This window comes from Sphingomonas limnosediminicola (assembly GCF_039537965.1).
GTDB classification, from domain to species: domain Bacteria; phylum Pseudomonadota; class Alphaproteobacteria; order Sphingomonadales; family Sphingomonadaceae; genus Sphingomicrobium; species Sphingomicrobium limnosediminicola.
Genome location: NZ_BAABBM010000001.1, coordinates 1,636,629 through 1,663,007, shown reverse-complemented (window position 1 = coordinate 1,663,007; position 26,379 = coordinate 1,636,629). Strand labels below are relative to the sequence as shown.

The following is a 26,379-nucleotide window of genomic DNA, read 5'->3' as shown; positions in this document are numbered from 1 at the left end:
AGCCTTAGGGCTGCGTCCACGAGGAGTGGCAGCAATCGCCCTTTGCGCTAAAGAGCGCGGCCTTAGGGGAGGATGTGCATGGCGCGGCAGCTTGAGCATTTCGACAATCTCGTTTCGCTGTTCCTGACCCGCGCGGCGGAGAAGGGCGATGCGCCCTTTTTGTGGGCGAAGCGAGAAGGCGCGTGGCGGTCGATCAGCTGGGGCGAGGCTGCGCGGCAGGTCGCGGCACTTGCGGCCGGGCTTAAGCGCATCGGCATCAGGCCTGGAGACCGCGTTGCGCTGGTCAGCGAGAACCGTCCCGAATGGCTGATCGCCGATCTCGGCATCATGGCGGCGGGCTGCGTGACCGTCCCGACATACACGACCAACACGACGCGGGACCACGCGCACGTGCTCGGGAATTCTGGCGCGCGCGCAGTCATCGTCTCGTCGCAGAAGCTGGCGAAGAACCTCGTGCCGGCAGTCTTCAATTCCGACGAGTGTCATCACATCATCGGCATGGAGGAAATCCGCGCCGGCCAGGCGCCGGATTGGGTCAACGTCCATCACTGGGCGGAACTCACCAAGGGCGAGGCCGATGTCGAAAGGCTTCGCAGCGACATCGCGACGGTGAAGCGCGGCGACCTCGCTTGCATCATTTACACCAGCGGCACTGGCGGCGCGCCGCGCGGGGTGCAGCAGCATCACGGCGCGATCCTCCACAACCTCGAAGGCTGCACCGATATCATCTCGACCGACTTCGGCTGGGGCGACGAGCTATTCCTGTCATTCCTGCCGGCAAGCCATGCCTATGAGCATAGCGGCGGGCAGCACTTCCCCGTCGCGCTGGGTGCGCAGATCTATTACGCCGAGAGCCTCGAGAAACTCGCCGCCAATATCGAGGAAGTGCATCCGACGATCATGGTCGTCGTGCCGAGGCTGTTCGAACTGCTGCGAACGCGCATCATGAAGGGCATCGAAGCAAGTGGCGGCTTTTCCAAATATCTGCTTTCACGGGCGCTCAAAATCGGCAGCGACAAATATGATGGGCGATTGAAGCCCTGGGACATGCCGATGGACGGATTTCTCGCGCTAACGCTGCGAAAGAAGGTGCGCGAGAAAGTCGGCGGGCGGGTCAAGGCGTGGGTGTCCGGCGGCGCACCGCTAAATCCCGACGTCGGCATTTTCTTCCAGTCGCTCGGCATCACCTTCCTTCAAGGCTACGGCCAGACCGAGGCGGCGCCGGTCATCGCCTGCAACCGGCCGAGCGTCGGCATCCGGCTCGATACGGTCGGGCCGCCGGTCAAGAATTGCGAAGTGCGCATTGCCGAGGATGGCGAGATCATGGTGCGCGGCGAGAACGTCATGCATGGATATTGGCGCAACGAGGAAGAGACCGCGCGCGTGCTGAAGGACGGCTGGCTTGCGACTGGTGACGTCGGCCATTTCGACGAAAAGGGCCGCATCAAGATTACCGATCGCAAGAAGGACCTGATCGTCAATGACAAGGGCGACAATGTCTCGCCGCAGCGGATCGAAGGGATCCTCACCATCCAGCCGGAAATCGCGCAGGCGATGGTGTTCGGTGATCGCCAGCCACACCTTGTCGCGCTACTCGTCCCCGATCCGGAGATCGCGTCGAAGCCCGACCTCCAGCAACGGCTCCAGCGCGCCGTGGACCGCGTCAACGCCGACCTGTCGGTGATCGAAAAGGTGCGCCGCTTCATCCTCGCCGACGAAGCCTTCACCATCGACAACGAGCAACTGACGCCGTCGATGAAAATCCGGCGCCACGTCATCAGTAACGTCTACGGCGAGCGCCTTCTCGGGCTATATCGGCGCTAAGCGGTTATTTGGACTTGGTGTAGGGCGTGAAGTCGCCGAACACGCAGGCGCCATCAATTCCACCGTCGGAAAATTCCAGCTGCTGACCGCTGCAGACTCGGCTCGCGGCACTTTCAGTATGGATCGTCGCCTGCTTTCCTAGCTGGCCGCATTGCAGGCTGGCGCGAAGCTCGGTCCGCCAGATCCGCGGGCTATCCCTGAACAGCATGGTTCGGTCGTCGATGCCGATCGCGCTTGTTACGATTTCGGTTTTGACGCAGGTTTTCGGTTCACCGGCAACGCGCCCTTCAAGCCATTTGTCGAGCTTGGCCTGCGCCTCCGGCGTGCGTGGCGGTTCAACGCTGTCGCTCGCCCCCATCAAGATCAACGCGGCACATACAATCCCGAACCGACGCATACGCTTCCCCCCGCACCACAATTGAGGAAGGCTTAGCGCGGTTTCGCGCTTCTACAAGCTACCGGCCCGGCGTCGTGTAGGGCGTGATGCTTTCGATGCCGCAAGAGCCGACGGTGAAGCGGCTGGTCGTGTCGAACACGCGGGCGATGTCGCCCTGGCACAGTCCAAGGCCGCCGAACTGCTTCGTCACCAGCGCGTAGCCGCCGTTGCCGAGCAGGTCGCAGCCCGCAGACAGGTGCATCAGATAAACGGTGCGCGAGCCGAGCTTGAACGCGACGTTGCGCCCGTCGATCACCTGCATGTCATTTGCGTTGTAGCTGGGCAGGCAACTCATCGGCTTCCCCGCCACCTTGCCGGTGAGCAGAAGGTTGAGCTGCTGCTGCGTGCGTGGGCTCGGCTGGTACGGGGCCGGCGCGGCGCAGGAGGCGACCGCGGCAGTCAGCCCGACCATCGCGATCCGGCGCATGTCAGGCGCCTGGCCGCACATAAGGTGTAAAGTCGCCAAAGACACAGCTTCCAACCGTCGTACGGGCCATCGTGTCGACCACGTCGGCGATGTCGCCGCGGCAGATGCTTGCGGTGCCGACTTGGTGGGTCACCAGAGCGTAAGGCCCGACACCAATGTTCGGGCAGCTTCCCTGCATGTGCGCCACATAAACGCGCGAGCTGTTCTGCTGGAAGACAACGGTGCGGTCATCGATGACCGTCATGTCGTTGGCGCTCGAACGATAGGCCGGGAGGCAATTGACGGAGGGCTGGGCGACCTTGTTGGCGGTCAGCTCCTGGAACCGGCGTTCCATCTTGGCGCTGCGCGCCGACTGATCCGAAGAACCCGGCACGGCGGCGCATGAGCCTAGCGCCGCGCCGAGCAAGAGGAGAGAAAAGCCACGCATGACGACCTCCTGATATTCCCCCCAATGCCCGTCATAGCATTGGCGCTTCCGCTTATGAACGAAAGCTGTCCTTTTCTATCCTGAGACGAGCAAACTCTTCCCAGTCTTTCGCTCGAACGAAGGGGTTGGTGCGGCGTTCCTGCGCCACGGTCGTCGGCAGGGTAATCCGGTTTTCGCCGCGCAATTGCTCGACCTCGGCGAGGCGTTCGGCCGTTGCCTGGTCGGCCGGATGGGCGTGAACCGCGAAGCGCGCATTCGACAGCGTATATTCGTGCGCGCAAAAGAGCCGCGCGTCCTCCGGCAATTCGGTCAGCCGCTGCAATGAGCGGTACATCTGCTGCGGCGTCCCTTCGAACAGGCGGCCGCAGCCCATGGCGAAAAGCGTGTCGCCGACGAACGCGACGCGTTCCTCGTCGAAGAGGAGGGCGATGTGGCCAAGCGTATGGCCGGGGACTTCAATCACTCGGCCGATATGGTCGCCGAGGCGGATCTCGCTGCCTTCGGCAAGGTCGACATCCCGGCCAGGAATGGTTTCGGCCAAGGGGCCGGAGACGCGGGCCCCGGTTGCGTCCTTGACCGCCAGGTTCCCGCCGGTGTGGTCGCGATGCCAGTGCGTGTTCCAGATCTGCGAGATGGTCCAGCCGCGGCGCTCGGCTTCGGCCAGAACCGGCGTCGCATCGCCGGGGTCCACGACCGCCGTCTCGCCGCTCGTCTCATCGTGGACGAGCCAGATGTAATTGTCGCTGAAGGCCGGGACCGGGACGATCTCCATGGCCGTTCCCTACGCGCCGCGAGCCAGGATCGCCAGCGCGTCGGCGGCGAGCTTGCGGGTAAGCTCGGCGGCGGGAAGCGAGCGGCCGAGCGCAGCTGCCTGGCCCGCCCACATGGCGCCGAATCCATATTCGCCCCTTGCTTCCGCGGCGGCGCGAATCGGTGCGAGCGCGGCGCTTGCGAGGGGGAATGGCGGCGCTTCGCTGCGCACGGGGCCGAGCTCGCGCATCAGCCGTCCGCGCAAGCCCCGAGCGAGGCCGCCGGTGATGAGGTTCGTGAACAGGCTGTCGCTTTTGCCGAGCGCCGCGCGATGGGCATCGGGGATCAGGCTTTCCGGGCAATGGAGGTAAGCGGTGCCGACCTGAACGGCGCTCGCGCCGAGCATGAACGCCGCGGCGATCCCACGCCCGTCGGCAACGCCGCCAGCGGCGATCACCGGGACGGATACGGCGTCGGCGACGCGAGGCAGTAGAGCGAACAGGCCGAGCGCGTCAGCGGGGTCGGAGCCGAGGAAGCGGCCGGTATGGCCGCCGGCTTCGAAACCTTGCGCGATGATGCCATTGGCGCCGCGCTCCTCGAGCCACCGCGCTTCCTCCACCGTCGTCGCGTTGCCGATCACGATTGCGCCGGCGGCTTTGACGCGCTGCACCAGATCGTTGGCCGGGAAGCCGAAGTGGAAGCTGACAATCTTCGGCCTGAGCTGCTCGACGACGGCGCACATGGTTTCATCGAAGGGCTTTCGCTGTGGGCCGGCGTCGGTCGGCTCGATGCCGTATTCCGCATAATAGGGCCGCAGAAGCGAGCGCCAGGCGGAGTCGTCTGCATTCGCGGGCTGCTTGTGGCAGAAGAAATTGAGATTGATCGGTCCGGCGGCTCTTGGACGGACCTCGGTCACCTGCTCACGCACGGCATCGGCGGATAGCATCGCGCAGGGAAGGGAGCCGACCGCGCCGCCGGCCATCGCGCCGACGCAAAGCTCGACGCCACCGGCGGCCGCCATCGGCGCCTGAACGATCGGATGCTCGCTCCCAACGAGCTCCAGGAAATTCGTTCGCGGCCAGCCTACCATTCGCCGGTGTTGGGCATTGAGGCCCAAGGTTCGGCAGGCGCGAGCGCGGCGCCCTTCTGAAGCAGTTCGACCGAGATGTTGTCGGGCGAGCGGACGAACGCCATGCGGCCGTCGCGCGGCGGGCGATTAATGGTGACTCCGGCCTCCATCAGCCGCTGGCATGAGGCGTAGATATCGTCGACCTGGTAGGCGAGGTGGCCGAAGTTGCGGCCGCCGGGATAACCGGCCTCATCCCAATTGTAGGTGAGCTCAACCTCTCCGCCCTCGTCGCCGGGGACACCGAGAAAGATGAGCGTGAAGCGTCCCGCTTCGTTTTCCATCCGCCGCCGCTCCTCGAGCCCCAGCTGTTGAAAGAATGCAACAGTCGCTTCGGGATCGGAGACGCGGATCATGCTGTGCAGGAATTTCATTTCGCTTGCCTCAATTCATCGCTATTAAAGCACGGTTCGTCGCAGTCGTGACCGGCGATCGTGACCGGTGGCTGCCGTATATGCGGACGAACGCAGGGGTTTTCATCCCATGATCCAGAAGTTGCAGGACAGCCGTGCCGTCCTTTTGGGCGCGGTCGCGATTTTTGCGCTTGGACTTACGACGAGTGGTTACGCGTTGGGCGATGGCCTCCGTCGCTCGAAAATGGCCGAGCACCGGAATGTCACCGTGCGCGGCGTATCGGAACGCAACGTGACGGCCGATCTTGCGACCTGGTCGGTCAACTTTTCCCACCAGGGCACCGAGCTCGCCTCGGCGCAGCAGGCGGTCGACCAGCAGGCGCGGGCGGTGCGGGCGTTCTTCCTCCGGTCGGGCTTCCGGCCTGACGAGATCGAGGATTACAACGTGTCGATGAGCCGCGAGCAGCCGACGGATCGAGAGGGCAACCCTGTCGGTCCGCAAAAGCTCACGGTCACGCGCTCGATCCAGCTACGTACCAACAGCATCCCCAAGGTCCGGGCGGCTTATGGGCGCCAGGCCGAGCTGCTGCGCGATGGCGTCGAACTGGTCGGGAGCGGAAGCAATGTCAGCTACACCTTCACCGGGCTGAACAAGCTGAAGCCCGAGATGATCGCCGAGGCGAACAAGAATGCGCGCGAAAGCGCCGAGCAGTTCGCGCACGACAGCGGCGCGCGGGTCGGCAAGATTAAAACCGCGAGCCAAGGCTATTTCTCGGTCGGCGCGCGTGATGGCGAGGATTGCGACGACTGCGGTTCATCCGGCGGCAGCTCGCCGTTCCAGAAGGTCCGCGTCGTGACGACGATCGATTACGATTTGGGCTGAGTAGCCTTCGGCTTTGGCGGCTGAGGCTGCGTAACTATGGTGGAGGGCGCGGGGAGCATCGCAAGGGCATCCCGCGCCGCTTTGCCGACATCGCTGTTCGGATCGGTCGCCGCGGCGCGCTCCCAATAATAACGGGCACGAGCATCTTCGCCGGCAAATTGGGCGACGTGGCCGGCTTCGAACAGGATAGTCGGGTCGTTGGGCGCCAGCGATAGCGCCTTGCCGATCGCGGTCTGCGCGTTGGGCGCATCGCCTTCGCGGATCGCGAGCGCGGCGGAGAAGTACCAGAAGAAGGGATCGTCGGAGACGGTTGGCGCGGCTTCGTTCAGGCGAGCGCGAGCGGTTTTGAGATCGCCCTGCGACTCCGCCGCGCGGGCGCGGTCGAGCAGCGCCTCGCCGCGCTGTTCGGCCTCCAGTCCGCCCATCGCCAGCGCCTTGTCGAGATCTAGCGCAGCTTTCCCGGCCTCGCCCGCGGCGATCCAAAGATTGCCGGCGGCGGCCCACATGCGCGCGGTTTTCGGATCCCTTGAGAGCGATGCCTTGGCGGCCTCCTCGAACGACTGCGCGGCGGTCGCATTGTCGCCGGCCTTTTGCGCCTCCAGCGCGCGGCACACGAGCGCGTCGGGCGTGGCCACGTCGGGGCACGCGCCTGCGGGTGCGGCGGCGGCAAGAGCTGCGGCGATGGCAAGGATCATGGGGCAGGCTCCAGCAGGGCTTGGACGGTGCGCAGGATCGCGTCGATCTCGTGCGGCTCCGACAGCCGATGTCCGCCGCCCTTGATGACGTTCAGCTGGACATCCGCTGAACGGAGCGCGCGCATGGTCCGGAAGGCGACGTCGAGCGGCACGTCGCGGTCTTCCGCGCCATGAACGAGGCGGACGGGACAGGTGGCGTCGATCCGGCCGTCGAGCAATAACGCTTGCTGGCCGGACTCCCAGAAGGTGCGGGTGAGGTGCCCCTCGTCGGTGAGGTGTGCCGCTTGCTCGGCGGTGAAGCCCCAATTGGTGAAGTCGGGCGCGGCGGCGATCCCGACCAGTGCCTGGACACGGTCGGGCCGTTGAAGCGCAGCATGGAGCGCAAGCCACCCACCCATCGACGAGCCGATCAGGATCAGCGGACCTTCGGTTTGCTGGTCAATGGCCGCTAGCACCTCCGTCAGCCAGCGCGCCAGCGTGCCTTGCCTGAATTCCCCCTCGCTGGAGCCCGTGCCTGAATAGTCGAGGCGCAGCAGCGCGATGCCGGTCCGTTCGGCAAAGGCGTCGAGCGCGAGCGCCTTGTTGCCCTCCATGTCCGAGCCATAACCCGGCAGAAAGACAAGTGTCGGCCCTCGGCCGGACCGCAAGCGATAGGCAACGCGGCGGCCGTCTACTTCGAAATGAGTAATCATCCGCGCGGGCTAGACAGAAAGCCCGACGGCCTCAAACCCTATCGAAAGGCGACGGCCAGCGCGGCTCCCACTACGACGATCGTCAGGCCCAGGCCGACGACCAGATTGCGCAGGCTTTCCTTCATCGTGTCATCAAACATGGAACTCCCCCTCCCGCTTGCTGTGGGAATGGTACCCATGAGCGATTCGCGTGGACAGGTGAAATGCTGACAGGCCAATCGGTTAGCGATGGGCCGCCGCATCGCTTTGCGCCGGCCGGGAACGGGGAGTAGTCGCGCCGGTTGTCGGCACGCACGCGAAGGAGTTCCCCATGAAATACCGCAAGCTCGGCGACAGCGATCTCAACGTTTCGGAAATCTCGCTCGGGTCGTGGCTGACTTATGGCGTCGGCGTGGAGGCAGACAAGGCGCGCGCTTGTCTGGAGGAAGCCTTCAACCAGGGCATCAACTTCATCGACACGGCCAACGTCTACGGGCGCGGCGCGGCGGAGACCTTCCTCGGCGAGGCCCTGCAGGGCCGGCCGCGCGACAGCTACGTGCTGGCAACCAAGGTCTTCTTCCCGATGAGCAACACCGATCACGGCCTGTCGCAGGCACAGATAGAGAAGCAGCTCGACGCATCGCTGCAGCGGCTGCGGACCGACTTCGTCGATCTCTACCAATGCCACCGCTACGACCCCGCGACCCCGCTCGAGGAGACGATGGAGGCGCTGACCCGCGCGGTCGCAAGCGGGAAGGTTCGCTACATCGGCTTTTCGGAGTGGAATTCTCAGCAGATCCAGGCGGCGCTGGACATGGCGGGATCGGGCCGCGCGGCGAAGTTCGTGTCGAGCCAGCCGCAATATTCGCTGCTGTGGCGCGAGCCCGAGGATGAAGTGATCCCACTTTGTGCCGAGAACGGCATTTCGCAGATCGTCTGGTCGCCGCTCGGGCAGGGCGTGCTGAGCGGCAAATACGATCCCGACCGGCCGCCGCCCGCAGGAAGCCGCGCGAAGAGCGACGAGATGGGCGGTTTCATCAGTTGGCTGCTGAAGCCGGAGATCCTGCGCGCGGTTCAGCAGCTAAGGCCGCTGGCCGACGAAGCTGCGCTGACATTGCCGCAGTTTGCACTGGCATGGGTGCTCCGCGAGCCGAACGTCGCCTCGGCGATCATCGGCGCCTCGCGGCCGGAGCAGGTGCTCGAGAATGCTGCCGCTTCGGGCGTGGTCGTGGACACTCAACTCGTCGCACGCGCCGAGGAAATCATCGAGAACGCGATCGGCCGCGTGGATGCCTAGCGGTTCGCCAGCAATCGACCGTGCGACATTGTGCCAAGGAGAGACAGAACCGGCGGCTTTTGCGGCTCGAAAGTGAAATCTTTGTAACGCCCGACACTTCCTGTTGCGGAAACGCGTTCACTTGCTGCCCTATATAAAGTGACGCGTTTACAGTAGGTTAGTCATAGGACGTAAATCAATTATTACCACGCTTTTTAGCAGTGCGATCATCATCGGTAGTGCCGCTTCGGCATACCCCGGACCTAGCGGTGGCGGTGGCGGCGGGGGAGGCATGGGGGGACCTCCGGCAGGCTTGGGCGGAATGGGCGGTTCGGGCGGCCTCGGAGTCGGCGGCCAGGGGGGCATCGGAGGAATGGGCAACGGCTCGTTTGGCAACGGCGGCTTGGGCGGCGACATGCGCAATACCGGCGTCACGATGCGGAATCAGGCACGCGTGAATAGCCAAGGTCTCGCTCATGCGTCGGCAACCGGCGTCGCCCATGCCAATGCGAACAGCGTGCTCGTGGGCACGACGGCAACGAACGTCGCGACGCGCGGTGCATTGACAGGCCTCACCACCGGCACCACGCTCTATTCGAACGGCACGGCTGTCGGAACGGTTGAGCAGATCCGCACTACTGGCAACGGATCGGTCGCACTGGTGCTGGTCAAAAGCGCAAACGGCGGCATCTATCCGATCCCGGCCAGCAAGCTGACCTACAGCCGCGGATCGCTGACGACGAGCGCACGTCTTACCGGCGTCAATGACTCGAATTCGACCGGCGTGGCAATGCGAACGCAGGCTCGGGCGAACAGTAAAGCACCCCTGCATGCCTTGGCCACGGGGATAGCTCACGTGAACCAGAACAGCGTGCTCTTCGGCGCGTCGGGCCGAACCTGACCGGCGTGACCACCGGCATGTCGGTGCTGCAGAACGGCGCTCAGGTCGGCGCCGTAACGCGCGTCGTTACGAACGAGCAAGGCGCAGTTATCCGGGTGCTCGTGCAAGGAACGAACGGTCGGATTTACTCGCTTGCGCCCAGCAACGTCAGCGTTTCCGGTTCCACCCTCATTGCTAGCGGACTGCGTATCTGACGCGTGTCCCACGATTGATGAAGCAGGCGGCTTCGCCGGTTAGTCCGGCGGGGCCGTTTGCTTAACGTGCTCCATTGCCTGCGCGGAGTTTCCTGAGCCATTTTGCCACCGCCTCGTCGAAGGCCGCGAGATCGAAGTTCTGCGGGTCGTCGTGGGCCGCTGGAATGCCGCGGTCTATGTTGGCGTGGAAGGCCGGGATCATCCAAGTGCCGGCTCGTGCGCTCGCGAGGGCGTAGAGCAGGCCTAAAGTCCGGTACTGCGCGGGCGAGAAGCCGGGTTCTGGCGCAATGCGGTCGTTGTGCTCGGGGCCGGACGGGTCCGCGCGGCGGGGCTGGACATTCTCGACGTGAAGGAAGCGGCCGCGGACGCTTTCGCCGATCTTCCGCTCCAACTTGGTGGCGCGCCAGCCGACCTCAAGATCGTGGCCGACGGTGACGTGGCCGCGGCGGTCGTTGAACAGATGCGCAACGGCATCCTTGCCGAGGAATTGCCCCACTTCGTTGAAGCGCGGGTCGCGGTCGAAGCCGGCCAGGAATGGGTTGCTGCCGATCCACGGTGAGCTGGTATCGTGGATGACGAAATAGATGGCACGGTGGTGATCCAGCGTTTCGGATACGGGTGTCGCCGAGGGAATCGGCAAGCGTGTGTGGCGCAACATCGCCGCCAGCTTCGCCTGATCGACCGTAACCGGCTGTCCAATGATCGAGGCCAGCGTCGGCGGGAGTGGCTGTTCCGCATCGGCGCTGCCTCCCGGCTGGACGTGGCGCATCAGGCAGCGCGCCTGCTCCAGTGGCGTTCCGGCGAAGCTCATCGCTACCGCATCGAAGCGGCATTCGACCGCTGGCGCAGCGACTATCTGGGCGGCGGCTAGCAAGGCGAGCATCAGATCGCTTTTGAGCTGCGGCGGGACGGCGAAACGAAAATTTCCTCGATCGGGAGCTCGAACAGCTCGGCGATGCGGAAGGCGAGCGGCAACGACGGATCGTACTTGCCGGTCTCGATCGCATTGACGCTCTGGCGCGAGACTTCGAGGCGCTCGCTGAGGTCCTGCTGGCTCCAGTTGCGCGCGGCGCGCAGCACGCGGAGCCGATTTTCCACTTACGCCTCCTCGCGCTTTCTGAGTCCCGCCAAGCGGCGGAAGCACGTTGGCATAAGCGAGGAGCAACCACAGGATACACTTGGTGTGGGCACGCCGAGCCGGCGCGAATCACCGCAGGTCATGTCAAGCTCCATTGTCGCAAAGACAAGAAACATTTACACCGACCTACCATTATGTGTCAAGCTTGCTTGTCTATCTCGCTAGGTTGAGAGCGCGGCATCGGGTCGCTACATGCCGGTCTTCATGACGAAGATGTTCAAGATCGCGCTTCCCGACGGCTCGGTGCGGGAGATGCCGGAAGGTTCGACCCCGGCCGACGTCGCCGCGGCCATTGGGCCGGGCCTCGCCAAGGCAGCGCTTGCGGCGCGGATCGATGGCGAGGTGCGCGACATCATGCGACCGTTCGAGGGCGACGTGAAGCTCGCGTTGATCACGTCGCGAGACGAGAAGGACGCGCTGGAGCTGGTGCGCCACGACTTCGCGCACGTCCTTGCCGAAGCGGTGCAGAACCTGTTCCCGGGAACGCAGATCACCTTCGGTCCGTCGACCGACGACGGCTTCTATTACGACTTTGCGCCGACGGCGGAGCATGGCCCGTTCACGGAAGAGGACCTTCCGGCGATCGAGGAAGAGATGCGGCGCGTCATCGCGGCGGACAAGCCGCTGGTGCGCGAGGTCTGGGATCGCGAGCGGGTTCGGCAGTTCTTCATCGACCATGGCGAGGCGTTCAAGGCCGAGTGGGTGATGGAACTGCCCGAAGGTGAGCCGATCACCATGTACAAGACAGGTCATGGCGAGGCGGATTGGATCGACCTTTGCCGCGGACCGCACCTAGCCTCGACCGGCAAGCTGGACCCCAGCGCCTTCAAGCTGACACGCGTATCGGGCGCTTACTGGCGCGGCGATCCGAAGAACCCGATGCTGAGCCGCATCTACGGAACGGCCTGGCTGAACAAGAAGCAGCTCGACGCTTATCTTGTGAGGCTCGAGGAAGCGGCCAAGCGCGACCATCGAAAGATCGGGCAGGAGATGGACCTGTTCCACCTCCAGGCCGAAGCACACGGCAGCGTCTTCTGGCATCCCAACGGCTACATCATCTGGCGCGAACTCGAGGCGTACATGCGCCGGCGGCTCGACGCGGCCGGCTATCTGGAAGTGAAGACGCCGCAACTGATGGACGCCCGCCAGTGGGAGAAGAGTGGGCACTGGGGCAAGTATCGCGAGAACATGTTCGTCGTACCCGACGAGATCCCCTCGACCGAGAACGACGAGCAGATCTTCTCCGGCACCGCGGACCTGATGGCGCTGAAGCCGATGAACTGCCCGGCGCACGTCCTGATTTTCAACCAGGGCATCAAGAGCTATCGCGACCTGCCGCTTCGGCTCGCCGAGTTCGGCTGCTGCCACCGCAACGAGCCGCACGGAGCGCTTCACGGCATCCTTCGCGTACGCCAGTTCACCCAGGATGACGCGCATATCTTCGTCACCGAGGAGCAGTTGATCGATGAGGTGGTCGAGTTCTGCGACCTGCTCGACAGCGTTTATCGCGACCTCGGCTTCGACAACTACTCGATCAAACTGGCGCTCCGTCCGGATCAGCGTTTCGGTACCGACGCGGAGTGGGACCATGCCGAGCAGGTTCTACGCGACGCCGTCGCCAAGGCCGGGCGCAACACCGAGGAATTCGGCTGGGAAGAGCTACCGGGCGAAGGCGCCTTTTACGCGCCGAAGCTGGAGTTCCACCTGACCGACGCGATCGGGCGCACCTGGCAGGTCGGCACGATCCAGGCCGACACGGTGCTGCCGGAGCGCCTCGACGCGAATTACATCGGCGAGGACGGGCAGAAGCACCGGCCAGTAATGCTCCACCGCGCGATCATCGGCACGTTCGAGCGCTTCCTCGGCATCCTGATCGAGCATTATGCGGGCAAGTTCCCGCTGTGGCTGGCGCCGGTGCAGGCGGTGGTGACGACGATCGTGTCTGACGCCGACGTCTATGCAGGCCAAGTGGCAGACAAGCTCCGCGCCGCGGGCATCCGTGTCGAGACCGACCTGCGCAACGAAAAGATCAACTACAAGGTGCGTGAGCATTCGCTGAAGAAGGTTCCGCTCCTACTGGTCGTCGGCAAACGCGAGGCGGACGAGGGCACGGTCGCGCTACGCCGGCTCGGCTCGGAGGATCGCCAGGTCGTGATGACCGTCGACGAGGCGGTCGCGATGATCAAGGCGGAGGCGGTTGCGCCGGATTTGCGCTGATTGTCCTGACGCGACTCTGCCACACATGGCGGCAAAAATGACTCACATTTGTTCACGCGGACTTTTCATTGCGCGAACGAACCCCTAACTCGCACGCTCACCAACAACCACAACGGAGTCTTCGCTATACCGCCGCCCTATCCGCGCCGCACACAGGCGCCGCCGCAATTTACCGGCCCTCGCTACAATGAATTCATCCAGTCCCAGAAGGTCCGGGTGATCGACGAAAACGGCGAGAACCTGGGCGTGATGTATACGCGAGAGGCTTTTGAGCAGGCACAGTCGGTCGGGCTCGACCTGGTCGAGATTTCCCCGAATTCCGACCCGCCCGTCGCCAAGTTCCTCGACATAGGCCGCTTCAAATATGAGGCGCAGAAGAAGGCCAACGAGCAGCGCAAGAAGCAGAAGACGCAGGAGATCAAGGAGATCAAGATGCGTCCGAACATTGACGACCACGACTATGACACCAAGATGAAGAAGGTGTTCGAGTTCCTGGAGGACGGCGACAAGGTGAAGGTCACCATGCGCTTCCGCGGTCGTGAGATGGCGCACGGCGAGCTCGGCATGGCCGTGTTGCGCCGCGTGCAGGAGCAGACGGCGGACGTCGCGAAGGTCGAAGCGCACCCGCGCATGGAAGGCCGCCAAATGCTGATGGTGCTCGCGCCCAAATAAGCTTTTAGCGCGCCGCGCTTACTTACACTGCTGTTGCCAAATTGCTTCACGGGAACGTCATTGTTCCCGTGTCGTCACTTGTCGCGCTTCCATCGCCGTAGATTCCACATTAGCCTCCTCAACGACCGGGCGTTTCGCGCCCGAGGGGGAGAGACATATGAACCGCAAATCCGCGTGGCTGCTTTCGGCCGGGCTGACCATCCTTGCGACTCCTGCGTTTGCACAAACCGCGACGTCGCCCACCGACACCGACAAGCAGACTGCCCAGCCGACGCCGGGCGCGACCGAAGGCGCTGCGACGCAGGATCAGGCGCGCGAACAGCAGCCGGTCGACACCGGCGACATCGTCATCACCGCGACGCGGCGTAACGAAGCACTCTCCGATGTCCCGATGGCGGTCAGCGCGGTCACCGCGCAGAGCCTTAAGTACACGGGCGCGACCGACATTCGGCAGCTCAACCAGGTTTCGCCGTCGCTGCTGGTATCGTCGACCTCGTCCGAAGGTGGCGCCGCCGTCGCCCGCATCCGCGGCATCGGCACCGTCGGCGACAACCCCGGCCTCGAAGGCTCGGTCGGCGTCTTCATCGACGGCGTCTACCGCTCGCGCGCTGGCATGGGTCTCACCGAACTCGGCGCACTCGACCGCATCGAAGTGCTGCGCGGACCGCAAGGTACACTGTTCGGCCGCAACACGTCCGCCGGCCTTATTTCGATCATCACTGCAAAGCCGCGTTTCGACCCCGAATTCGCGGGTCAGATCGATGTCGGCAATTATGGCTTCGTGCGTCTCGAGGAGAGCGCGACTGGCGGCCTTACCGATACCATCGCGGTGCGCCTCGACTCGGTTTATGTGAAGCGCGACGGCTTCCTGAAGGATGTCGTCTCGGGTCGCCGCGTCAACGACCGCGACCGCTTCCTCGTTCGCGGCCAGGTCCTGTTCCAGCCGAGCGACAATTTCTCGTTCCGCGTCATCGGTGACTACGCAAAGCGCAAGGAAGAATGCTGCGCCGCGCCCTATTTGCCGGCGTTCGACGTCACTTCCGCCGGCAAGCAGCCGTCGACGATCGCGGGCATCGAACGCGCGCTGGGTGGCATCATCAACGACGACACCTACGCCCGGAAGGTCTCGATCACTCCGGGCCGCGATTATGCTTCGGACGTGCGCGACTGGGGCCTGTCGGGTGAAGGCGTACTCGACCTGGGCTGGGGCGAACTGACCTCCATCACGGCCTATCGCTACAACAATTATCAGCGCGGCCAGGATGCCGACTTCAACAACCTCGACATCCTTTATCGCGACAGCGACGGCGGTTCGTTCAACCGCTTCAAGACGTTCAGCCAGGAGCTTCGGCTTCAGGGCAGCGCCTTTGCCAACCATCTCGACTGGCTCGTCGGCGGCTACTACGCGAATGAAAAGCTGCGGGTCGACGACAACCTTTCGTACGGCGCCGATTACAGCCGCTACGCGAACTGTCTCGTGGCCGCGAATTTCGCGAGCAGCCCCGGCGTTCCAGCTAGCATCCTTGCGCCGGGCGCGTCGCCGACCTGCTTCAACACGCCGGTCGCCACCGGCGTCCGCGCGGCGCTTGTCGGGCAGTATAATGCGGCGGTCTTGGCGGGGAATATCCCGCTCGCGACAGCGCTTGCCGGCAACATCAGCGCATTGTCGGCCTTTGCCCGCCTCAACAACACCGGAGGGCCGGGCGTATCGGCGAACTTCAGCGCCCCGCCGTTCACCAACAGCGGCTTCACGAACATCGGAACGTTGCTTGGTGCGCCGTCGGGCTTCACCGGCGCGGGACTGAACGACAGCTGGCGCCAGACGAGCAACAACTGGGCGCTGTTCACGCACAACATCATCTCGTTCACGCCGACGCTCAAGCTGACGCTCGGTGCACGCTACACGCATGAGCAAAAGCGCCTGAACGGCGATCTCGCCGACGTCGGCGGGCTGTTGTGCACGGCGATCTCCGGCTCACCGTTCGCCTCGCTTGCGCAGCTTCCGTGCGTCATTCCGAGCATTCCGGGCGGCAGCCTCGGCCTCGACGACAAGCTGACCGAAAGCCGCGTGTCCGGCACTGCGGTGCTAAGCTGGAAGCCGACGCCGCGCTTGCTGACCTACGCAAGCTATTCGCGCGGTTACAAGGCGGGCGGCTTCAACCTCGATCGCTCCGCACTATGGCGCGCGACCACGACACCGAACGGCCTGCCGGGCTCGGGAGCCATCTGCTACACCTCGACGCAGGTCGGCTGTCAGGGCCATGTCGCTTCGGCCGCGGACCTCACCTTCAAGCCGGAAACGAACGACGCGTTTGAACTCGGCGCGAAGTACAATGGCCGCGGCATCGACATCAACGTCGCGCTGTTCCACCAGCTCTTCAAGAACTTCCAGCTGAACACCTTCAACGGTCTCAACTTCATCGTCGAGAACGTGAACAGCTGCAGCGAGGACCTGGGCGGCGCGGATAGCGACAACAACCCGGTCACCGGCGCCTGCACGGGCAAAACCCGCGCGGGCGTGAAGAACTACGGCTTCGAGCTGGAAGCGTTCACGCGTCCGTTGACCGACCTCGCGATCAACGGCGGCCTCGTGCTCGCCAACACCAAGTATCGCGACAATCTGGTCGGTGCGGACGGGCGTCCGCTGACCAACGCCTTGTTCCAGCTTCCGGGACGCCGGGTATCGAACTCGGCGGAATGGACGGCGACGGGCTCGATCGCGTGGACACCGCCGATCGGTGGAGGCGGCCTACGGGGCCTCGTCTACGCGGACTTCCGGCACATGAGCCACTTCAACACCGGCTCCGACCTCGACATCGAAAAGGTGCAGAAGGCGTTCACCGTGGTCAATGCGCGCATCGGACTGCACGGACGGGACGACCACTGGGCGATCGAAGCCTGGGCGCAGAACGTGTTCGACCAGAACTATCTGCAGGTCGGCTTCGATGCGCCGGTGCAGGGCAGCGGCACGACGCGCGGTGTCGAAGCCGGGTTCTACCCGCGTTCGACCCAGCTTTATGCCGGCTTCCTCGGCGAGCCGCGGACCTTCGGCCTGACGCTGCGTGGAAAGCTCGGCTTCCACAAGGCCGCGCCGCCGGTCTACGAAGCGCCGCCGCCTCCACCGCCGCCACCGCCGGCGACGCAGAGCTGCCCGGATGGATCGGTAATCCTAGCGAGCGACACCTGCCCGGCGCCGCCGCCTCCACCGCCCCCGCCACCGCCGGCGCCAGAGCGCGGCTAACCGACAGGGGACAGCAAGATCGGGGCCTCGCAGCAATGCGAGGCCCTTCTCTTATGCGGCTTGTGCTTCCGAGGCCTGCGTCGTCGCGGCGAGCAGCGCGCTTCGCAGGGCGTCGATATCCTGCTGGTCGAGCTTTCGCCCGTCGGCGCGCGTGAGGTAGAAAACGTCGACCGCGCGCTCGCCGAATGTTGCGATGTGCGCAGAGTGGATCTGGTGATGCTGGCCGTGAATGGCCGCCGCCAGCGACGCCAGCAGCGCCGGGCGGTCGCGAGCGTTCACTTCGACAACCGTAGTTCGGGTTGAAGCACGATCGGCAATGGCAACTGACGGCGCGACCTCGAACGCACTGCTGCGCGGTCGTCCCGGCTCGGCGGCTGGAAGGGGTGGCGGCTCTTTGCTGGTGAGTGCCTGCTCGACCGACTTCACGAGCCGGTTGCGCAAGCGGCGGTCGTGATACGGCTTGTTGCGGCCGTCGAGGATGAGGAGATTGTCGAGCGCCATCCCGTCGCGCGTGGTGTGGATCCTGGCATCGATGATGTTCGCGCCCGCCGAGGCGAGGCCAGCGCAGATGCGGTAGAAGAGGCCCTCACGATCGGGCGTGAAGACGCTGACCCGGGTGGCGCCGCTCTCGGCATCGTCCTCGACCGTCACGCTCGGCTTGACGTCCCCGAAGCGTGCTTCGGCGGCCGCCACTTGCCGGGCATTGGCGATTTGCCAGGACAGCGGCTCGGCTAGCCAATAGCTGTCGCTCAGGCGGTTCGCGTGCGCACGGATCGCGGAGCTCTTCCAGCCGAGTGCATCGGCGAGATCCTTCTGCCGCAGCGACACCAGCTCGGACCGTCCGTGCTGCTTGTGGCCAAGACGGAGGCGCTCTTCGGCGGCCTCGAACAAAGTACGCAGGAGCGTGCGCTTCCATTCGTTCCAAATGCCGGGGCCCACGGCGCGGATGTCGACGACGGTGAGCACCAGAAGGAGCCGTAACCGCTCGGGGCTTTGCACCTGGCGGACGAAATCGTCGATCGTCTTGGGGTCGGCGAGGTCGCGTTTGAACGCCGTCGACGACAGCAGGAGGTGATAGCGGACGAGCCACGACACGGTCTCGGTTTCCGCCGCGTCGAGCCCGAAGCGCGGGCAAAGCTTGAGCGCGATCTCGGCGCCAATCTCGCTATGGTCGCCGCCACGTCCCTTGGCGATGTCGTGCAGCAGCACCGCCACATAAAGCACGCGGCGCGACGCGATCTGCTTTTGCACGATGGCAGTGGAGAGCGGGTGATCCTGCTTGAGGTCGCCGCGCTCGATTGCCGCCACCAGGCCGATCGCACGAATCGAATGCTCGTCGACGGTATAGTGGTGATACATGTCGAACTGCATCTGCGCGACGACACGGCCGAAGTCGGGAACGAAGCGGCCGAAGACGCCGGCTTCGTTCATCCAGCGGAGCACGATCTCAGGCGACTGCCTGCAGGTGAGTACTTCGAGGAACAAGGCATTGGCGCGCCGATCGCGGCGCACGGCGTGATCGATGAGGACTGCGTCCCGCGCTGCCGCGCGCATCGCGATCGGATGAATTTGCAGCGTCTCGCGAGCGGCGAGCGCAAACATCTCGAGCAGGCGAACCGGCTCAGCCCGGAAGAAGTCGTCCGCCGGAATCGAAATACGTCCGCGGTCGAGGACGAATCCGCTGAGGCGCTTGGGCCGGCGGCGGATGGTCGGAAGCGCGAACCGGAAGCCCTTCTTGCCCATTTGCTCGTCGAGCTGCGCGAGGAACACGCCGGTGAGGTCGCCGACGGTCTTCGCGTTGAGGAAGTAGAATTGCATGAAGCGCTCGACCGCGGATTTCCCGGGCCGGTCGGCGTAATGCATGATTTCCGCAATGCGGGGCTGATATTCGAAGTTGAGCCTCTCCTCGGGCCGGCCGGCGAGCAGGTGCAGGTGCGAGCGTACTGACCAGAGGAAGCGCTCGGCGCGGTCGAAGCGGCGGAACTCCGCGGCGGTCAGGAGCCCTGCGCCGACGAGGTCTGCGGGTCGCTCGACGCCGTGCACATATTTGCCGATCCAATAGAGGGCGTGGAGATCGCGTAGGCCACCTTTGCCATCCTTGACGTTCGGTTCGACCACATAGCGGCTGTCACCCATCCTAACGTGACGCGCGTCACGCTCGGCGAGCTTGGCAGTGACGAATTCCGCAGCTGTGCCCGCGACGACCTCTTTGCGGAAGCGGAGCATGGCAGCGTCGAACAGAGCCGCGTTGCCCCAGATCAGTCGCGCTTCGAGGAATGCGGTTCTGACACTCATATCCTTCTTGGCGAGCGCTAGGAGTTGCGGCGTCGAGCGGAAGGAATGGCCGACCTTCAGCTTAAGGTCCCACAGCAGGTGGAGCATCGCCTCGGACGCTCGTTCCTGCTCCGGTGTCGCGGCCTTTGTGGTCAGGAACATGAGGTCGAGATCGCTGAACGGCGCCATCTCGCCGCGCCCGGTGCCGCCGAGACCGACGAGCGCGAAGTCGTGGGACGGGCCGCCAACGAACTCGAAAGCGAGGCGCATGAGCTGATCGTGGAGGAATGCCGTCGCCTGCGCGGCGGCGCGGCCGTTGCCGGGCTGCTCGGTCAGGCGGCGTGCGATCTCCGCGCGGCCATGAGCAAGCGCTTGCCCGAGGATTGCGACGGCCTCGCCGTGGCTTTTCTGGTCGGTCAGAGCAGCCAGTCGATCCGCGACTTCACGGCGGTCGATGATCGCGCGCTGATCGAGGACGTCGGGTTGGCTCATTTCCCCTGCTCGGCTGCCAGCCTTTTAAGCTGGTAGAGCGCGTCGAGCGCCTCGCGCGGGGAAAGGCTGTCAGGATCCACGGCGTCCAGCGCCGCCAAGATCGGATCGGGCGCGGGCTCGGCATCGGCCGTCGCGGCAAACAGGGGCAGGTCGTCGAGCCCTGCCGCAATTCCGCCGGTCGCGTCGCGCCCCGCCTCGAGCTTGGCCAGCACCGACCGCGCGCGCGCAACGACCGTCGGCGGCAGGCCAGCGAGCTTGGCAACGGCGATGCCGTAGCTACGGTCGGCCGCGCCGCCAGCGACTTCGTGGAGAAGGACGAGATCGCCCTTCCATTCGCGGGCGCGGACGTGGTGAAGCGATAAGGCGTCGAGCCGCCCCGCGAGGCGGGTAAGCTCATGATAGTGGGTGGCGAACAGGGTTCGGCACTTGGCCTGGTCGTGCATCGCTTCCACCACCGCCCAGGCGATGGCGAGCCCGTCGTAGGTCGAGGTGCCACGCCCGATCTCGTCGAGAATGACGAGGCTCTTGGGCGTCGCCTGCGCGAGAATGGCGGCGGTTTCGACCATCTCGACCATGAAGGTCGAGCGGCCGCGCGCGAGATTGTCGGAGGCGCCAACGCGGCTGAACAGCCGGTCGACGATCCCGACCTTCGCACGGGCAGCGGGAACATAGGAGCCCGACTGGGCGAGAACGGCGATGAGCGCGGCTTGGCGGAGAAAGGTCGATTTGCCGCCCATGTTAGGGCCGGTGATCAGCCACAGCCGGTCGTTCGGTCCGAGCGCGAGGTCGTTGGCGACGAACCGCTCGCCGCTGCCCTTGAGGGCGGTCTCGACGACCGGGTGACGGCCGGCGTCGACCTCGAGGCACGGCTGCTCGACAAGCTGCGGGAGCACCCACCCGCCTTCGGCTGCCCGTTCGGCGTTCGAAGCGGCGACATCGATCCGGGCGATGGCCTCGGCGGTCGCAGTGATCAGCGGGGCGGCGGCGACAGCGAGGTCCGTCAGCTCTTCGGCGTGCGCGGCTTCGGCGGCGAGAGCGCGGCTGCCGGCCTCGACGACCTGTGCGGCCTCCTCGTGCAGCTCGGGCGAGTTGAAGCGGACGACCCCGGCCAGCGTCTGGCGGTGCGTGAATCCGCTGTCAGGCGCCATCAAGCGGTCGGCGTTCTTCGCGGAGACCTCGACATGATAGCCGAGCACCGCATTGTGGCGGATCTTAAGCGAGCCGACACCGGTGGCATCGCGGTAGCGGCTTTCCAGCGCGGCGATGGCCCGACGACCGTTTGATGCCGCGTCGCGCAGTGCGTCGAGCTGCGGGTCGTACCCTTCCGCGATGTACCCGCCTTTCGACGCATCGATCGGCGGAGACTCGACGAGCGCCCGCGTGAATTTCTCGATGATCGCATCATGGCGGCCGAGCTTCGGCAGCAAGGACGTCAGTAGGGCCGGGATCAGCGGTTCGGCTTCCAGCTCGGCCTTCAGCGCCGCGGCGGCGGCGAGGCCGTCTCGGAGCAGGGATAGGTCGCGTGGGCTCCCGCGCCCGGCGGCGAGCCGTGCCAACGCCCGTGCGAAGTCCGGCATGGCTTTGAGCGCTTGGCGCACGCGGGCGCGGCGGATCGCATCTTCGTGCAGCCATTCGACCAGCGCCAGACGGGCTTCGATCAGGTGCTTATCCGTCAGCGGCGCGCCGATGTCCTCGCAGAGTAAGCGACGGCCAGCGGCAGTCTGGCAGCGGTCGATTTCGCCGAGCAGGCTGCCGGCTACGCCGCCGCCAACCGAGCGCGCCAGTTCAAGGCTGTCGCGCGTGGCGGCGTCGATCGCCATGTGGCGGGCGCGCGCCACGCGGCGCGGTGCGTCGAGCAGGATGCCGGCGCCCTTCTGTGTCGCGTCGAGATAGGCGAGCATGCCGCCTGCTGCCGCCAGTTCGGCACGCGATGGCGTGCCCAAGCCGTCGAGCGTTGCCAGACCGAAACGCGCTTTGAGCGCACGTTCGCCGGCAAGGCTGTCGAAGCCGCCTTTGCCCGCCGAGGTCCGCACGCCGGGTATCGATCCGTCGGCGATGGTTTCCGCCGGCGACAGGCGCGCGAACTCGGCCGCCAATTCGCCCGTCCCGAGCGCGATCAGCTCGAACCGCCCGGTCGAAATGTCCGCCGCGGCAATCGCCCAGTCGTCGCCGGCGCGCCCGACGGCCGCTAGCCAGTTGGCCGCCGATGATTCGAGCAACGTTTCTTCCGTCAGCGTGCCGGGCGTGACGAGGCGGATGATGGCGCGGTCGACCAGTGCCTTCGAACCGCGCGCCTTGCGGGCCTCGGCGGGGCTCTCCGTCTGCTCGGCGATGGCGACGCGGTGGCCCGCCTTGATCAACCGCGCGAGATAGGATTCGGCCGAATGGGCAGGCACACCGCACATCGGGATCGGCTCGCCCGAATCCTCGCCGCGCTTGGTCAGCGCGATGTCCAGGCAGGCTGAGGCGACCTTTGCGTCGTCGAAGAACAGCTCGAAAAAGTCGCCCATGCGATAGAACAGCAATGCGTCCGCCGCCTCTTCCTTGAGGCGCTTGTACTGGACCATCATGGGTGTCGGAGCGTCGGCGCGAGCCATTGCTGATTGGTAGCCGCTCGGCCCGCGCCATGCGACTCCGAATGGGCTTGGCCGTGACTCTTTGCGGGCCAGTGCCTAAGGCCCGGCCCCATGTCGGAAAGCAATGTCAGATATACTGAAGCCGAAGCGCTCGAGTTCCATTCGCGAGGCCGGCCGGGGAAGATCGAAATTATCGCGTCGAAGCCGATGGCGACGCAGCGCGACCTCGCGCTCGCTTATTCGCCCGGCGTCGCGGTCCCAGTGCGCGCGATCGCCGAGAACCCGGGCTGCGCCTACGACTATACGGCGAAGGGCAATCTGGTCGCCGTCATCTCCAACGGCACGGCCATCCTTGGGCTTGGCAATTTGGGCGCGCTTGCGTCGAAGCCGGTGATGGAAGGCAAGGCAGTGCTGTTCAAGCGCTTCGCCGACGTGGATGCAATCGATCTGGAACTGAACACCGAAGATGCAGCGCGTTTCATCGACGCGGTCGAACTGCTTGAGCCGAGCTTCGGCGGCATCAATCTCGAAGACATTGCCGCGCCCGATTGCTTCATCATCGAACAGACGCTGCGCGAACGGATGAACATCCCGGTCTTCCACGACGACCAGCACGGGACGGCGATCATCACCGCGGCCGGGCTCATCAACGCCTGCCACCTGACCGGCCGCGAAATGCGCGACATTCGCGTGGTGGTGAACGGCGCTGGAGCAGCGGCGATCGCCTGCACCGAATTGATCAAGGCGATGGGCGTCCGCCACGACCATGTGCTGATGTGCGATCGCAAGGGCGTCATCACCAAGACGCGCGACGACCTCGATCAGTGGAAGTCGGCGCATGCCGTCGACACGGACCGCGAGACGCTTGCCGAAGCGCTGGTCGGCGCCGACGTGTTTCTGGGCCTGTCGGCGGCCAACGTGCTGACGCCCGAGATGGTGAAGACGATGGGGAAGGAGCCAATCATCTTCGCCATGGCCAATCCGGACCCCGAGATCTGGCCCCCGCTGGCCATGGAAGCGCGGCCGGATGCGATCATTGCGACCGGCCGGTCGGATTTCCCGAACCAAGTCAACAACGTGCTCGGCTTCCCGTTCATCTTCCGCGGGGCGCTCGATGTGCGCGCGACGGCGATCAACGACGAGATGAAGATCGCGGCAGCGGAAGCATTGGCTGAGCTCGCGCGCGAGCCGGTGCCCGAAGAGGTGGCGCGGGCCTACGGCGGCCGCTCGCACAGCTTCGGGCGCGAATATATCATTCCCGCACCGTTCGATCCGCGGCTGATGGAGATAGTTGCGGCGGCCGTTGCGGAAGCGGCGGTGAAGAGCGGTGTCGCGCAGAAGCCGATTCCCGACATGGAAGCGTATCGCGAGCAGCTGCGGGCACGGCTGAATCCGACGGTCGGCGTGATGAGTCTTGCCTACGAGGGCGCGCGAGCTAACCCGAAGCGGGTGTTGTTCGCCGAGGGCGAGGAGCCAAACGTCCTGCGCGCAGCAATCGCATTCAAGGAAAACGGTTACGGCACGCCGGTGCTGGTCGGGCGCGAGGATGTCTACGACCTGCTCAAGGAAATGGGCGTCGACAACCCGCAGGAATATGAGGTGCTCAACAGCCGCAACTCGCCGCTGGTCGGCCGCGCAGTCGAGCACATCTACCAGAAGCATCAGCGCCACGGTTTTCTGAAGCGCGAGATCGAGCGGATGGTGAACCAGGACCGCAACTATTTTGCTGCGGCGATGCTGTCGCTCGGCGAGGCGGATGCGATGATCACCGGCACCACTCGGCCGTTCAGCCAGTCGCTGCGCCAGGTGCGCACGGTAATCGACGACGAACCGGGCGCGACGCCGTTCGGAATCAACGTCATCGTCGGCCGCGGCCACACCGTGCTCATCGCCGATACCGCCGTGACCGAGCGCCCGACGGCACAGCAATATGCGGCCATTGCGCTGCGGGCGTCTGCTTTCGCGCGGCGAATGGGACTCGAGCCGCGCGTTTCGTTCACCAGCTACACGACGTTCGGCAATCCACCGGGCATGCACATCGAAGAGCTGCGCGAGGCCGTGACGATCCTCGACGGGTTCCAGACCGACTTCGAATATGAAGGTGAAATGGCGCCTGACGTCGCGCTAAATTACGAGCTGCAACAGCGTTTCTACACGTTCAGCCGCCTGTCAGGGCCGGCGAACATCCTCGTCATGCCGGGCCTTCAGTCGGCGAGCCTGTCTGCGAAACTTCTGCGTGAGCTTGGCGGCGAGAGTGTGCTTGGGCCTTATGTGCTCGGACTCGAGCATCCGGTGCAGATCGCGCCGATGACGGCGACGGCGTCGGATCTGGTGATGCTGGCAGTCCTGGCGGCCGGCGATGCGCATGCCCGGCAACAGCGGCAGGCGGCGCGGCGGCCCTAAGGTGTTGCGCTCCGCGGCGGGCAGGCGAGCTGCATCGGCGCAATATAGCATCGCCGCTGACGCGCGATCATTTTGGCGAGCGGCTGGCGATTGGGCGAGAAGACCCAGATGATCGCCGTTTCCTTGTCGGCCGCCGCGATGAGCTCGCGACCGTTCATCGTCGGCACGAGGCGTGCCTGCGTCTCGACCCCCGCGCGACGGAAGAGGACCGCGCCCAATTCCTCGCCGGTCTCTGGCGCGAGCGTTTCTTGACCCTTGTTGGCGAGCGAGAAGACGACCTTCTTGGGTTGGTAAGGCACCAGCTTGTTTACCGCCCATTCCATGCTGTGCTCGCGGATTTCCAGCGGCGCAAAAGCGGAGGCGAAGATTCCCAGTCCGGCAGCGACAGCGACCAGCAGCAAGCGTCCGATTGTCGTTGCGGCGATGGTCACCAGCGCCAGCATCAACGCGGGCGCGCAGGCAGTGAGGTAGCGGTCGACGATCAGTGAGCGATGCCACCCAGCTCCGATCAGAATCGCTAGCGCAATGGCACCGGCGCTCGACGCGAGGGTGGCCCCGCGTGGCATTGCCTCGCTGCGGTTGAGGTAGCGCGATGCGAGCGCGATCAGGAGTAGCACGAAGCCAAGGGGACCGAGCCCGTAGGTCAGATACTCGCCGACGTTCGAAAAGCTGATCTTGGGGAGCCAGTTGGCGTCGCTCGACGCGAAGGAAGTCAGCTGCCGGTAATGCGTGACCGCTTCGACGAGCGGGATCAGCAGGACCAGCAAGGACGGCCAGAGCCGGCTCGCGCGACCACGCACGGCGAACAGTAGGACGAGGCCCTGTGCAAGTCCCAGTGGCGCCGACATATAATGCGTGAGGAGCGTTAGCGACGCCGTCGCCGTCCACACGAATGCGCGGCGCAGGCTCGGCTCTTCCATCAACTGCGCAAAGGCGATGGTCTGCCCCGTCGCCGTCAGGAACAGCAAGGCATAAGGCCGAGCCTGAACGGCGAAAATTGCGCCGGGGAGCCACAGGAACAGCAGCGCCGCCCAGGCAATCGCCGCACTCCGGGGCTGGTTCGGAATGCGCCAAAGGAGCGGCAGCGCTGATCCCGCGATCATGAACGCCCACGACGGCAGGCGCATGCCTGTGTCGCTCATGCCCACAGGAAGGAAGTGCATCACGGTGTAATAAAGCGGTGCGGCCACGTCGCGCCGCGCTTCGCGGATGAAGTCGCCGAGCGCGTGCTGGCTCGTGATCATCAGCGTGAATGTCTCGTCGGTGGTCAGCGGCTGGCCGCGTGCGGCGAGGATGCGAAGGACGAGCGTCAGTGCGACAGCGGCGATCGCGAGCGCCGCTAGCGCCAGCTCGGCCTTGTCAGCCCGTGATGCCCGGCCCGCCCCCGCGGCTCCCCCCAAGGT

At 65.1% G+C, this 26,379-nt stretch carries 22 protein-coding genes; 9 read left to right on the top strand and 13 right to left on the bottom strand.

The features are described 5' to 3' along the window. Positions 1-78 precede the first annotated feature (78 nt). Positions 79-1,824: an AMP-dependent synthetase/ligase gene (locus tag ABD704_RS08305; protein ID WP_344699208.1), complete on the top strand. Its 1,746-nt coding sequence runs from the start codon at positions 79-81 to the stop codon at positions 1,822-1,824. A gap of 4 nt (positions 1,825-1,828) precedes the next feature. On the opposite strand, the gene ABD704_RS08300 is transcribed toward ABD704_RS08305, so the two are convergent. The 6 genes from ABD704_RS08300 to ABD704_RS08275 are packed head-to-tail and all read right to left on the bottom strand — an operon-like array spanning position 1,829 to position 5,364. Then, on the bottom strand, positions 1,829-2,221 hold the full coding sequence (locus ABD704_RS08300; protein ID WP_344699207.1) for a hypothetical protein: 393 nt from the start codon (positions 2,219-2,221) through the stop codon (positions 1,829-1,831). Positions 2,222-2,279: 58 nt separating this feature from the next. Further along, the gene (locus ABD704_RS08295; protein WP_344699206.1) at positions 2,280-2,687 is read right to left on the bottom strand and encodes a DUF6491 family protein; all 408 of its coding nucleotides are present in this window, start codon (positions 2,685-2,687) and stop codon (positions 2,280-2,282) included. A 1-nt stretch (position 2,688) separates the two neighbouring features. Then, positions 2,689-3,114: a DUF6491 family protein gene (locus ABD704_RS08290; protein ID WP_344699205.1), complete on the bottom strand. Its 426-nt coding sequence runs from the start codon at positions 3,112-3,114 to the stop codon at positions 2,689-2,691. A gap of 52 nt (positions 3,115-3,166) precedes the next feature. After that, positions 3,167-3,886, bottom strand: coding sequence for a hydroxyacylglutathione hydrolase (gloB, locus tag ABD704_RS08285; protein ID WP_344699204.1), 720 nt, complete (start codon positions 3,884-3,886; stop codon positions 3,167-3,169). 9 nt (positions 3,887-3,895) lie between these two features. Continuing rightward, the gene (locus ABD704_RS08280; protein WP_344699203.1) at positions 3,896-4,954 is read right to left on the bottom strand and encodes an NAD(P)H-dependent flavin oxidoreductase; all 1,059 of its coding nucleotides are present in this window, start codon (positions 4,952-4,954) and stop codon (positions 3,896-3,898) included. Continuing rightward, positions 4,948-5,364 carry a VOC family protein gene (locus ABD704_RS08275; RefSeq protein WP_344699202.1) on the bottom strand — a complete coding sequence of 139 codons (417 nt, stop codon included), beginning with the start codon at positions 5,362-5,364 and terminating at the stop codon, positions 4,948-4,950. Before ABD704_RS08275 ends, ABD704_RS08280 begins: the two co-directional genes overlap by 7 nt. A 109-nt stretch (positions 5,365-5,473) precedes the next feature. Here ABD704_RS08275 and ABD704_RS08270 point away from each other — a divergent pair, with 109 nt between their 5' ends. Then, positions 5,474-6,226, top strand: a complete 753-nt coding sequence (locus ABD704_RS08270; protein ID WP_344699201.1) for an SIMPL domain-containing protein — start codon at positions 5,474-5,476, stop codon at positions 6,224-6,226. Here the strand turns inward: ABD704_RS08270 and ABD704_RS08265 are convergent. Together ABD704_RS08265 and ABD704_RS08260 are read right to left on the bottom strand one after the other, a co-directional pair. Further along, positions 6,211-6,921: a tetratricopeptide repeat protein gene (locus ABD704_RS08265; protein ID WP_344699200.1), complete on the bottom strand. Its 711-nt coding sequence runs from the start codon at positions 6,919-6,921 to the stop codon at positions 6,211-6,213. The two genes, ABD704_RS08270 and ABD704_RS08265, sit on opposite strands and share 16 nt — an antisense overlap. Further along, positions 6,918-7,613: an alpha/beta fold hydrolase gene (locus tag ABD704_RS08260; protein WP_344699199.1), complete on the bottom strand. Its 696-nt coding sequence runs from the start codon at positions 7,611-7,613 to the stop codon at positions 6,918-6,920. Before ABD704_RS08260 ends, ABD704_RS08265 begins: the two co-directional genes overlap by 4 nt. Before the next feature lie 310 nt (positions 7,614-7,923). On the opposite strand from ABD704_RS08260, the gene ABD704_RS08255 reads away from it, so the two are divergent. From ABD704_RS08255 to ABD704_RS08245, 3 genes are all read left to right on the top strand, one after another. After that, positions 7,924-8,889, top strand: coding sequence for an aldo/keto reductase family protein (locus tag ABD704_RS08255; RefSeq protein WP_344699198.1), 966 nt, complete (start codon positions 7,924-7,926; stop codon positions 8,887-8,889). Between the two features lie 271 nt (positions 8,890-9,160). Continuing rightward, the gene (locus ABD704_RS08250) at positions 9,161-9,769 is read left to right on the top strand and encodes a hypothetical protein (RefSeq protein WP_344699197.1); all 609 of its coding nucleotides are present in this window, start codon (positions 9,161-9,163) and stop codon (positions 9,767-9,769) included. Positions 9,770-9,774: 5 nt separating this feature from the next. After that, positions 9,775-9,963 (top strand): hypothetical protein, encoded by a 189-nt coding sequence (locus ABD704_RS08245; protein ID WP_344699196.1) that lies wholly within the window; start codon positions 9,775-9,777, stop codon positions 9,961-9,963. A gap of 61 nt (positions 9,964-10,024) precedes the next feature. Here the strand turns inward: ABD704_RS08245 and ABD704_RS08240 are convergent, their stop codons facing one another. Continuing rightward, positions 10,025-10,846, bottom strand: a complete 822-nt coding sequence (locus ABD704_RS08240; RefSeq protein WP_344699195.1) for a hypothetical protein — start codon at positions 10,844-10,846, stop codon at positions 10,025-10,027. Continuing rightward, the gene (locus tag ABD704_RS08235) at positions 10,846-11,061 is read right to left on the bottom strand and encodes a helix-turn-helix transcriptional regulator (RefSeq protein WP_344699194.1); all 216 of its coding nucleotides are present in this window, start codon (positions 11,059-11,061) and stop codon (positions 10,846-10,848) included. Before ABD704_RS08235 ends, ABD704_RS08240 begins: the two co-directional genes overlap by 1 nt. Positions 11,062-11,305: 244 nt before the next feature. On the opposite strand from ABD704_RS08235, the gene thrS reads away from it, so the two are divergent. The 3 genes from thrS to ABD704_RS08220 all read left to right on the top strand — a co-directional run bounded on the left by thrS (position 11,306) and on the right by ABD704_RS08220 (position 17,231). Continuing rightward, the gene (gene thrS, locus ABD704_RS08230; protein WP_344699193.1) at positions 11,306-13,318 is read left to right on the top strand and encodes a threonine--tRNA ligase; all 2,013 of its coding nucleotides are present in this window, start codon (positions 11,306-11,308) and stop codon (positions 13,316-13,318) included. Between the two features lie 126 nt (positions 13,319-13,444). Further along, complete coding sequence (gene infC, locus ABD704_RS08225; protein ID WP_344700517.1) at positions 13,445-13,990, top strand: translation initiation factor IF-3; 546 nt, start codon at positions 13,445-13,447, stop codon at positions 13,988-13,990. Positions 13,991-14,147: 157 nt separating this feature from the next. Beyond that, positions 14,148-17,231: a TonB-dependent receptor gene (locus tag ABD704_RS08220; RefSeq protein ID WP_344699192.1), complete on the top strand. Its 3,084-nt coding sequence runs from the start codon at positions 14,148-14,150 to the stop codon at positions 17,229-17,231. A gap of 51 nt (positions 17,232-17,282) precedes the next feature. Here the strand turns inward: ABD704_RS08220 and ABD704_RS08215 are convergent, their stop codons facing one another. Both ABD704_RS08215 and mutS read right to left on the bottom strand, forming a co-directional pair. Then, positions 17,283-19,997, bottom strand: coding sequence for a [protein-PII] uridylyltransferase (locus ABD704_RS08215; RefSeq protein ID WP_344699191.1), 2,715 nt, complete (start codon positions 19,995-19,997; stop codon positions 17,283-17,285). After that, the gene (gene mutS / locus ABD704_RS08210) at positions 19,994-22,594 is read right to left on the bottom strand and encodes a DNA mismatch repair protein MutS (protein WP_344699190.1); all 2,601 of its coding nucleotides are present in this window, start codon (positions 22,592-22,594) and stop codon (positions 19,994-19,996) included. The genes ABD704_RS08215 and mutS overlap by 4 nt, the downstream gene beginning before the upstream one ends. Positions 22,595-22,684: 90 nt before the next feature. Here mutS and ABD704_RS08205 point away from each other — a divergent pair, with 90 nt between their 5' ends. Beyond that, on the top strand, positions 22,685-24,976 hold the full coding sequence (locus tag ABD704_RS08205) for an NADP-dependent malic enzyme (protein WP_344699189.1): 2,292 nt from the start codon (positions 22,685-22,687) through the stop codon (positions 24,974-24,976). On the opposite strand, the gene ABD704_RS08200 is transcribed toward ABD704_RS08205, so the two are convergent. Beyond that, positions 24,973-26,376, bottom strand: a complete 1,404-nt coding sequence (locus tag ABD704_RS08200) for a hypothetical protein (RefSeq protein WP_344699188.1) — start codon at positions 26,374-26,376, stop codon at positions 24,973-24,975. The genes ABD704_RS08205 and ABD704_RS08200 overlap by 4 nt on opposite strands. Between the last annotated feature and the right edge of the window lie 3 nt (positions 26,377-26,379).

Bases quoted from the DNA above. Each gene is read 5' to 3' on its own strand.
- ABD704_RS08305 (WP_344699208.1), top strand. From the start codon at position 79: ATGGCGCGGCAGCTTGAGCATTTCGACAATCTCGTTTCGCTGTTCCTG.
- ABD704_RS08300 (WP_344699207.1), bottom strand. From the start codon at position 2,221: ATGCGTCGGTTCGGGATTGTATGTGCCGCGTTGATCTTGATGGGGGCG.
- ABD704_RS08295 (WP_344699206.1), bottom strand. From the start codon at position 2,687: ATGCGCCGGATCGCGATGGTCGGGCTGACTGCCGCGGTCGCCTCCTGC.
- ABD704_RS08290 (WP_344699205.1), bottom strand. From the start codon at position 3,114: ATGCGTGGCTTTTCTCTCCTCTTGCTCGGCGCGGCGCTAGGCTCATGC.
- gloB (WP_344699204.1), bottom strand. From the start codon at position 3,886: ATGGAGATCGTCCCGGTCCCGGCCTTCAGCGACAATTACATCTGGCTC.
- ABD704_RS08280 (WP_344699203.1), bottom strand. From the start codon at position 4,954: ATGGTAGGCTGGCCGCGAACGAATTTCCTGGAGCTCGTTGGGAGCGAG.
- ABD704_RS08275 (WP_344699202.1), bottom strand. From the start codon at position 5,364: ATGAAATTCCTGCACAGCATGATCCGCGTCTCCGATCCCGAAGCGACT.
- ABD704_RS08270 (WP_344699201.1), top strand. From the start codon at position 5,474: ATGATCCAGAAGTTGCAGGACAGCCGTGCCGTCCTTTTGGGCGCGGTC.
- ABD704_RS08265 (WP_344699200.1), bottom strand. From the start codon at position 6,921: ATGATCCTTGCCATCGCCGCAGCTCTTGCCGCCGCCGCACCCGCAGGC.
- ABD704_RS08260 (WP_344699199.1), bottom strand. From the start codon at position 7,613: ATGATTACTCATTTCGAAGTAGACGGCCGCCGCGTTGCCTATCGCTTG.
- ABD704_RS08255 (WP_344699198.1), top strand. From the start codon at position 7,924: ATGAAATACCGCAAGCTCGGCGACAGCGATCTCAACGTTTCGGAAATC.
- ABD704_RS08250 (WP_344699197.1), top strand. From the start codon at position 9,161: ATGGGGGGACCTCCGGCAGGCTTGGGCGGAATGGGCGGTTCGGGCGGC.
- ABD704_RS08240 (WP_344699195.1), bottom strand. From the start codon at position 10,846: ATGCTCGCCTTGCTAGCCGCCGCCCAGATAGTCGCTGCGCCAGCGGTC.
- thrS (WP_344699193.1), top strand. From the start codon at position 11,306: ATGACGAAGATGTTCAAGATCGCGCTTCCCGACGGCTCGGTGCGGGAG.
- ABD704_RS08220 (WP_344699192.1), top strand. From the start codon at position 14,148: ATGAACCGCAAATCCGCGTGGCTGCTTTCGGCCGGGCTGACCATCCTT.
- ABD704_RS08215 (WP_344699191.1), bottom strand. From the start codon at position 19,997: ATGAGCCAACCCGACGTCCTCGATCAGCGCGCGATCATCGACCGCCGT.
- mutS (WP_344699190.1), bottom strand. From the start codon at position 22,594: ATGGCTCGCGCCGACGCTCCGACACCCATGATGGTCCAGTACAAGCGC.
- ABD704_RS08205 (WP_344699189.1), top strand. From the start codon at position 22,685: ATGTCGGAAAGCAATGTCAGATATACTGAAGCCGAAGCGCTCGAGTTC.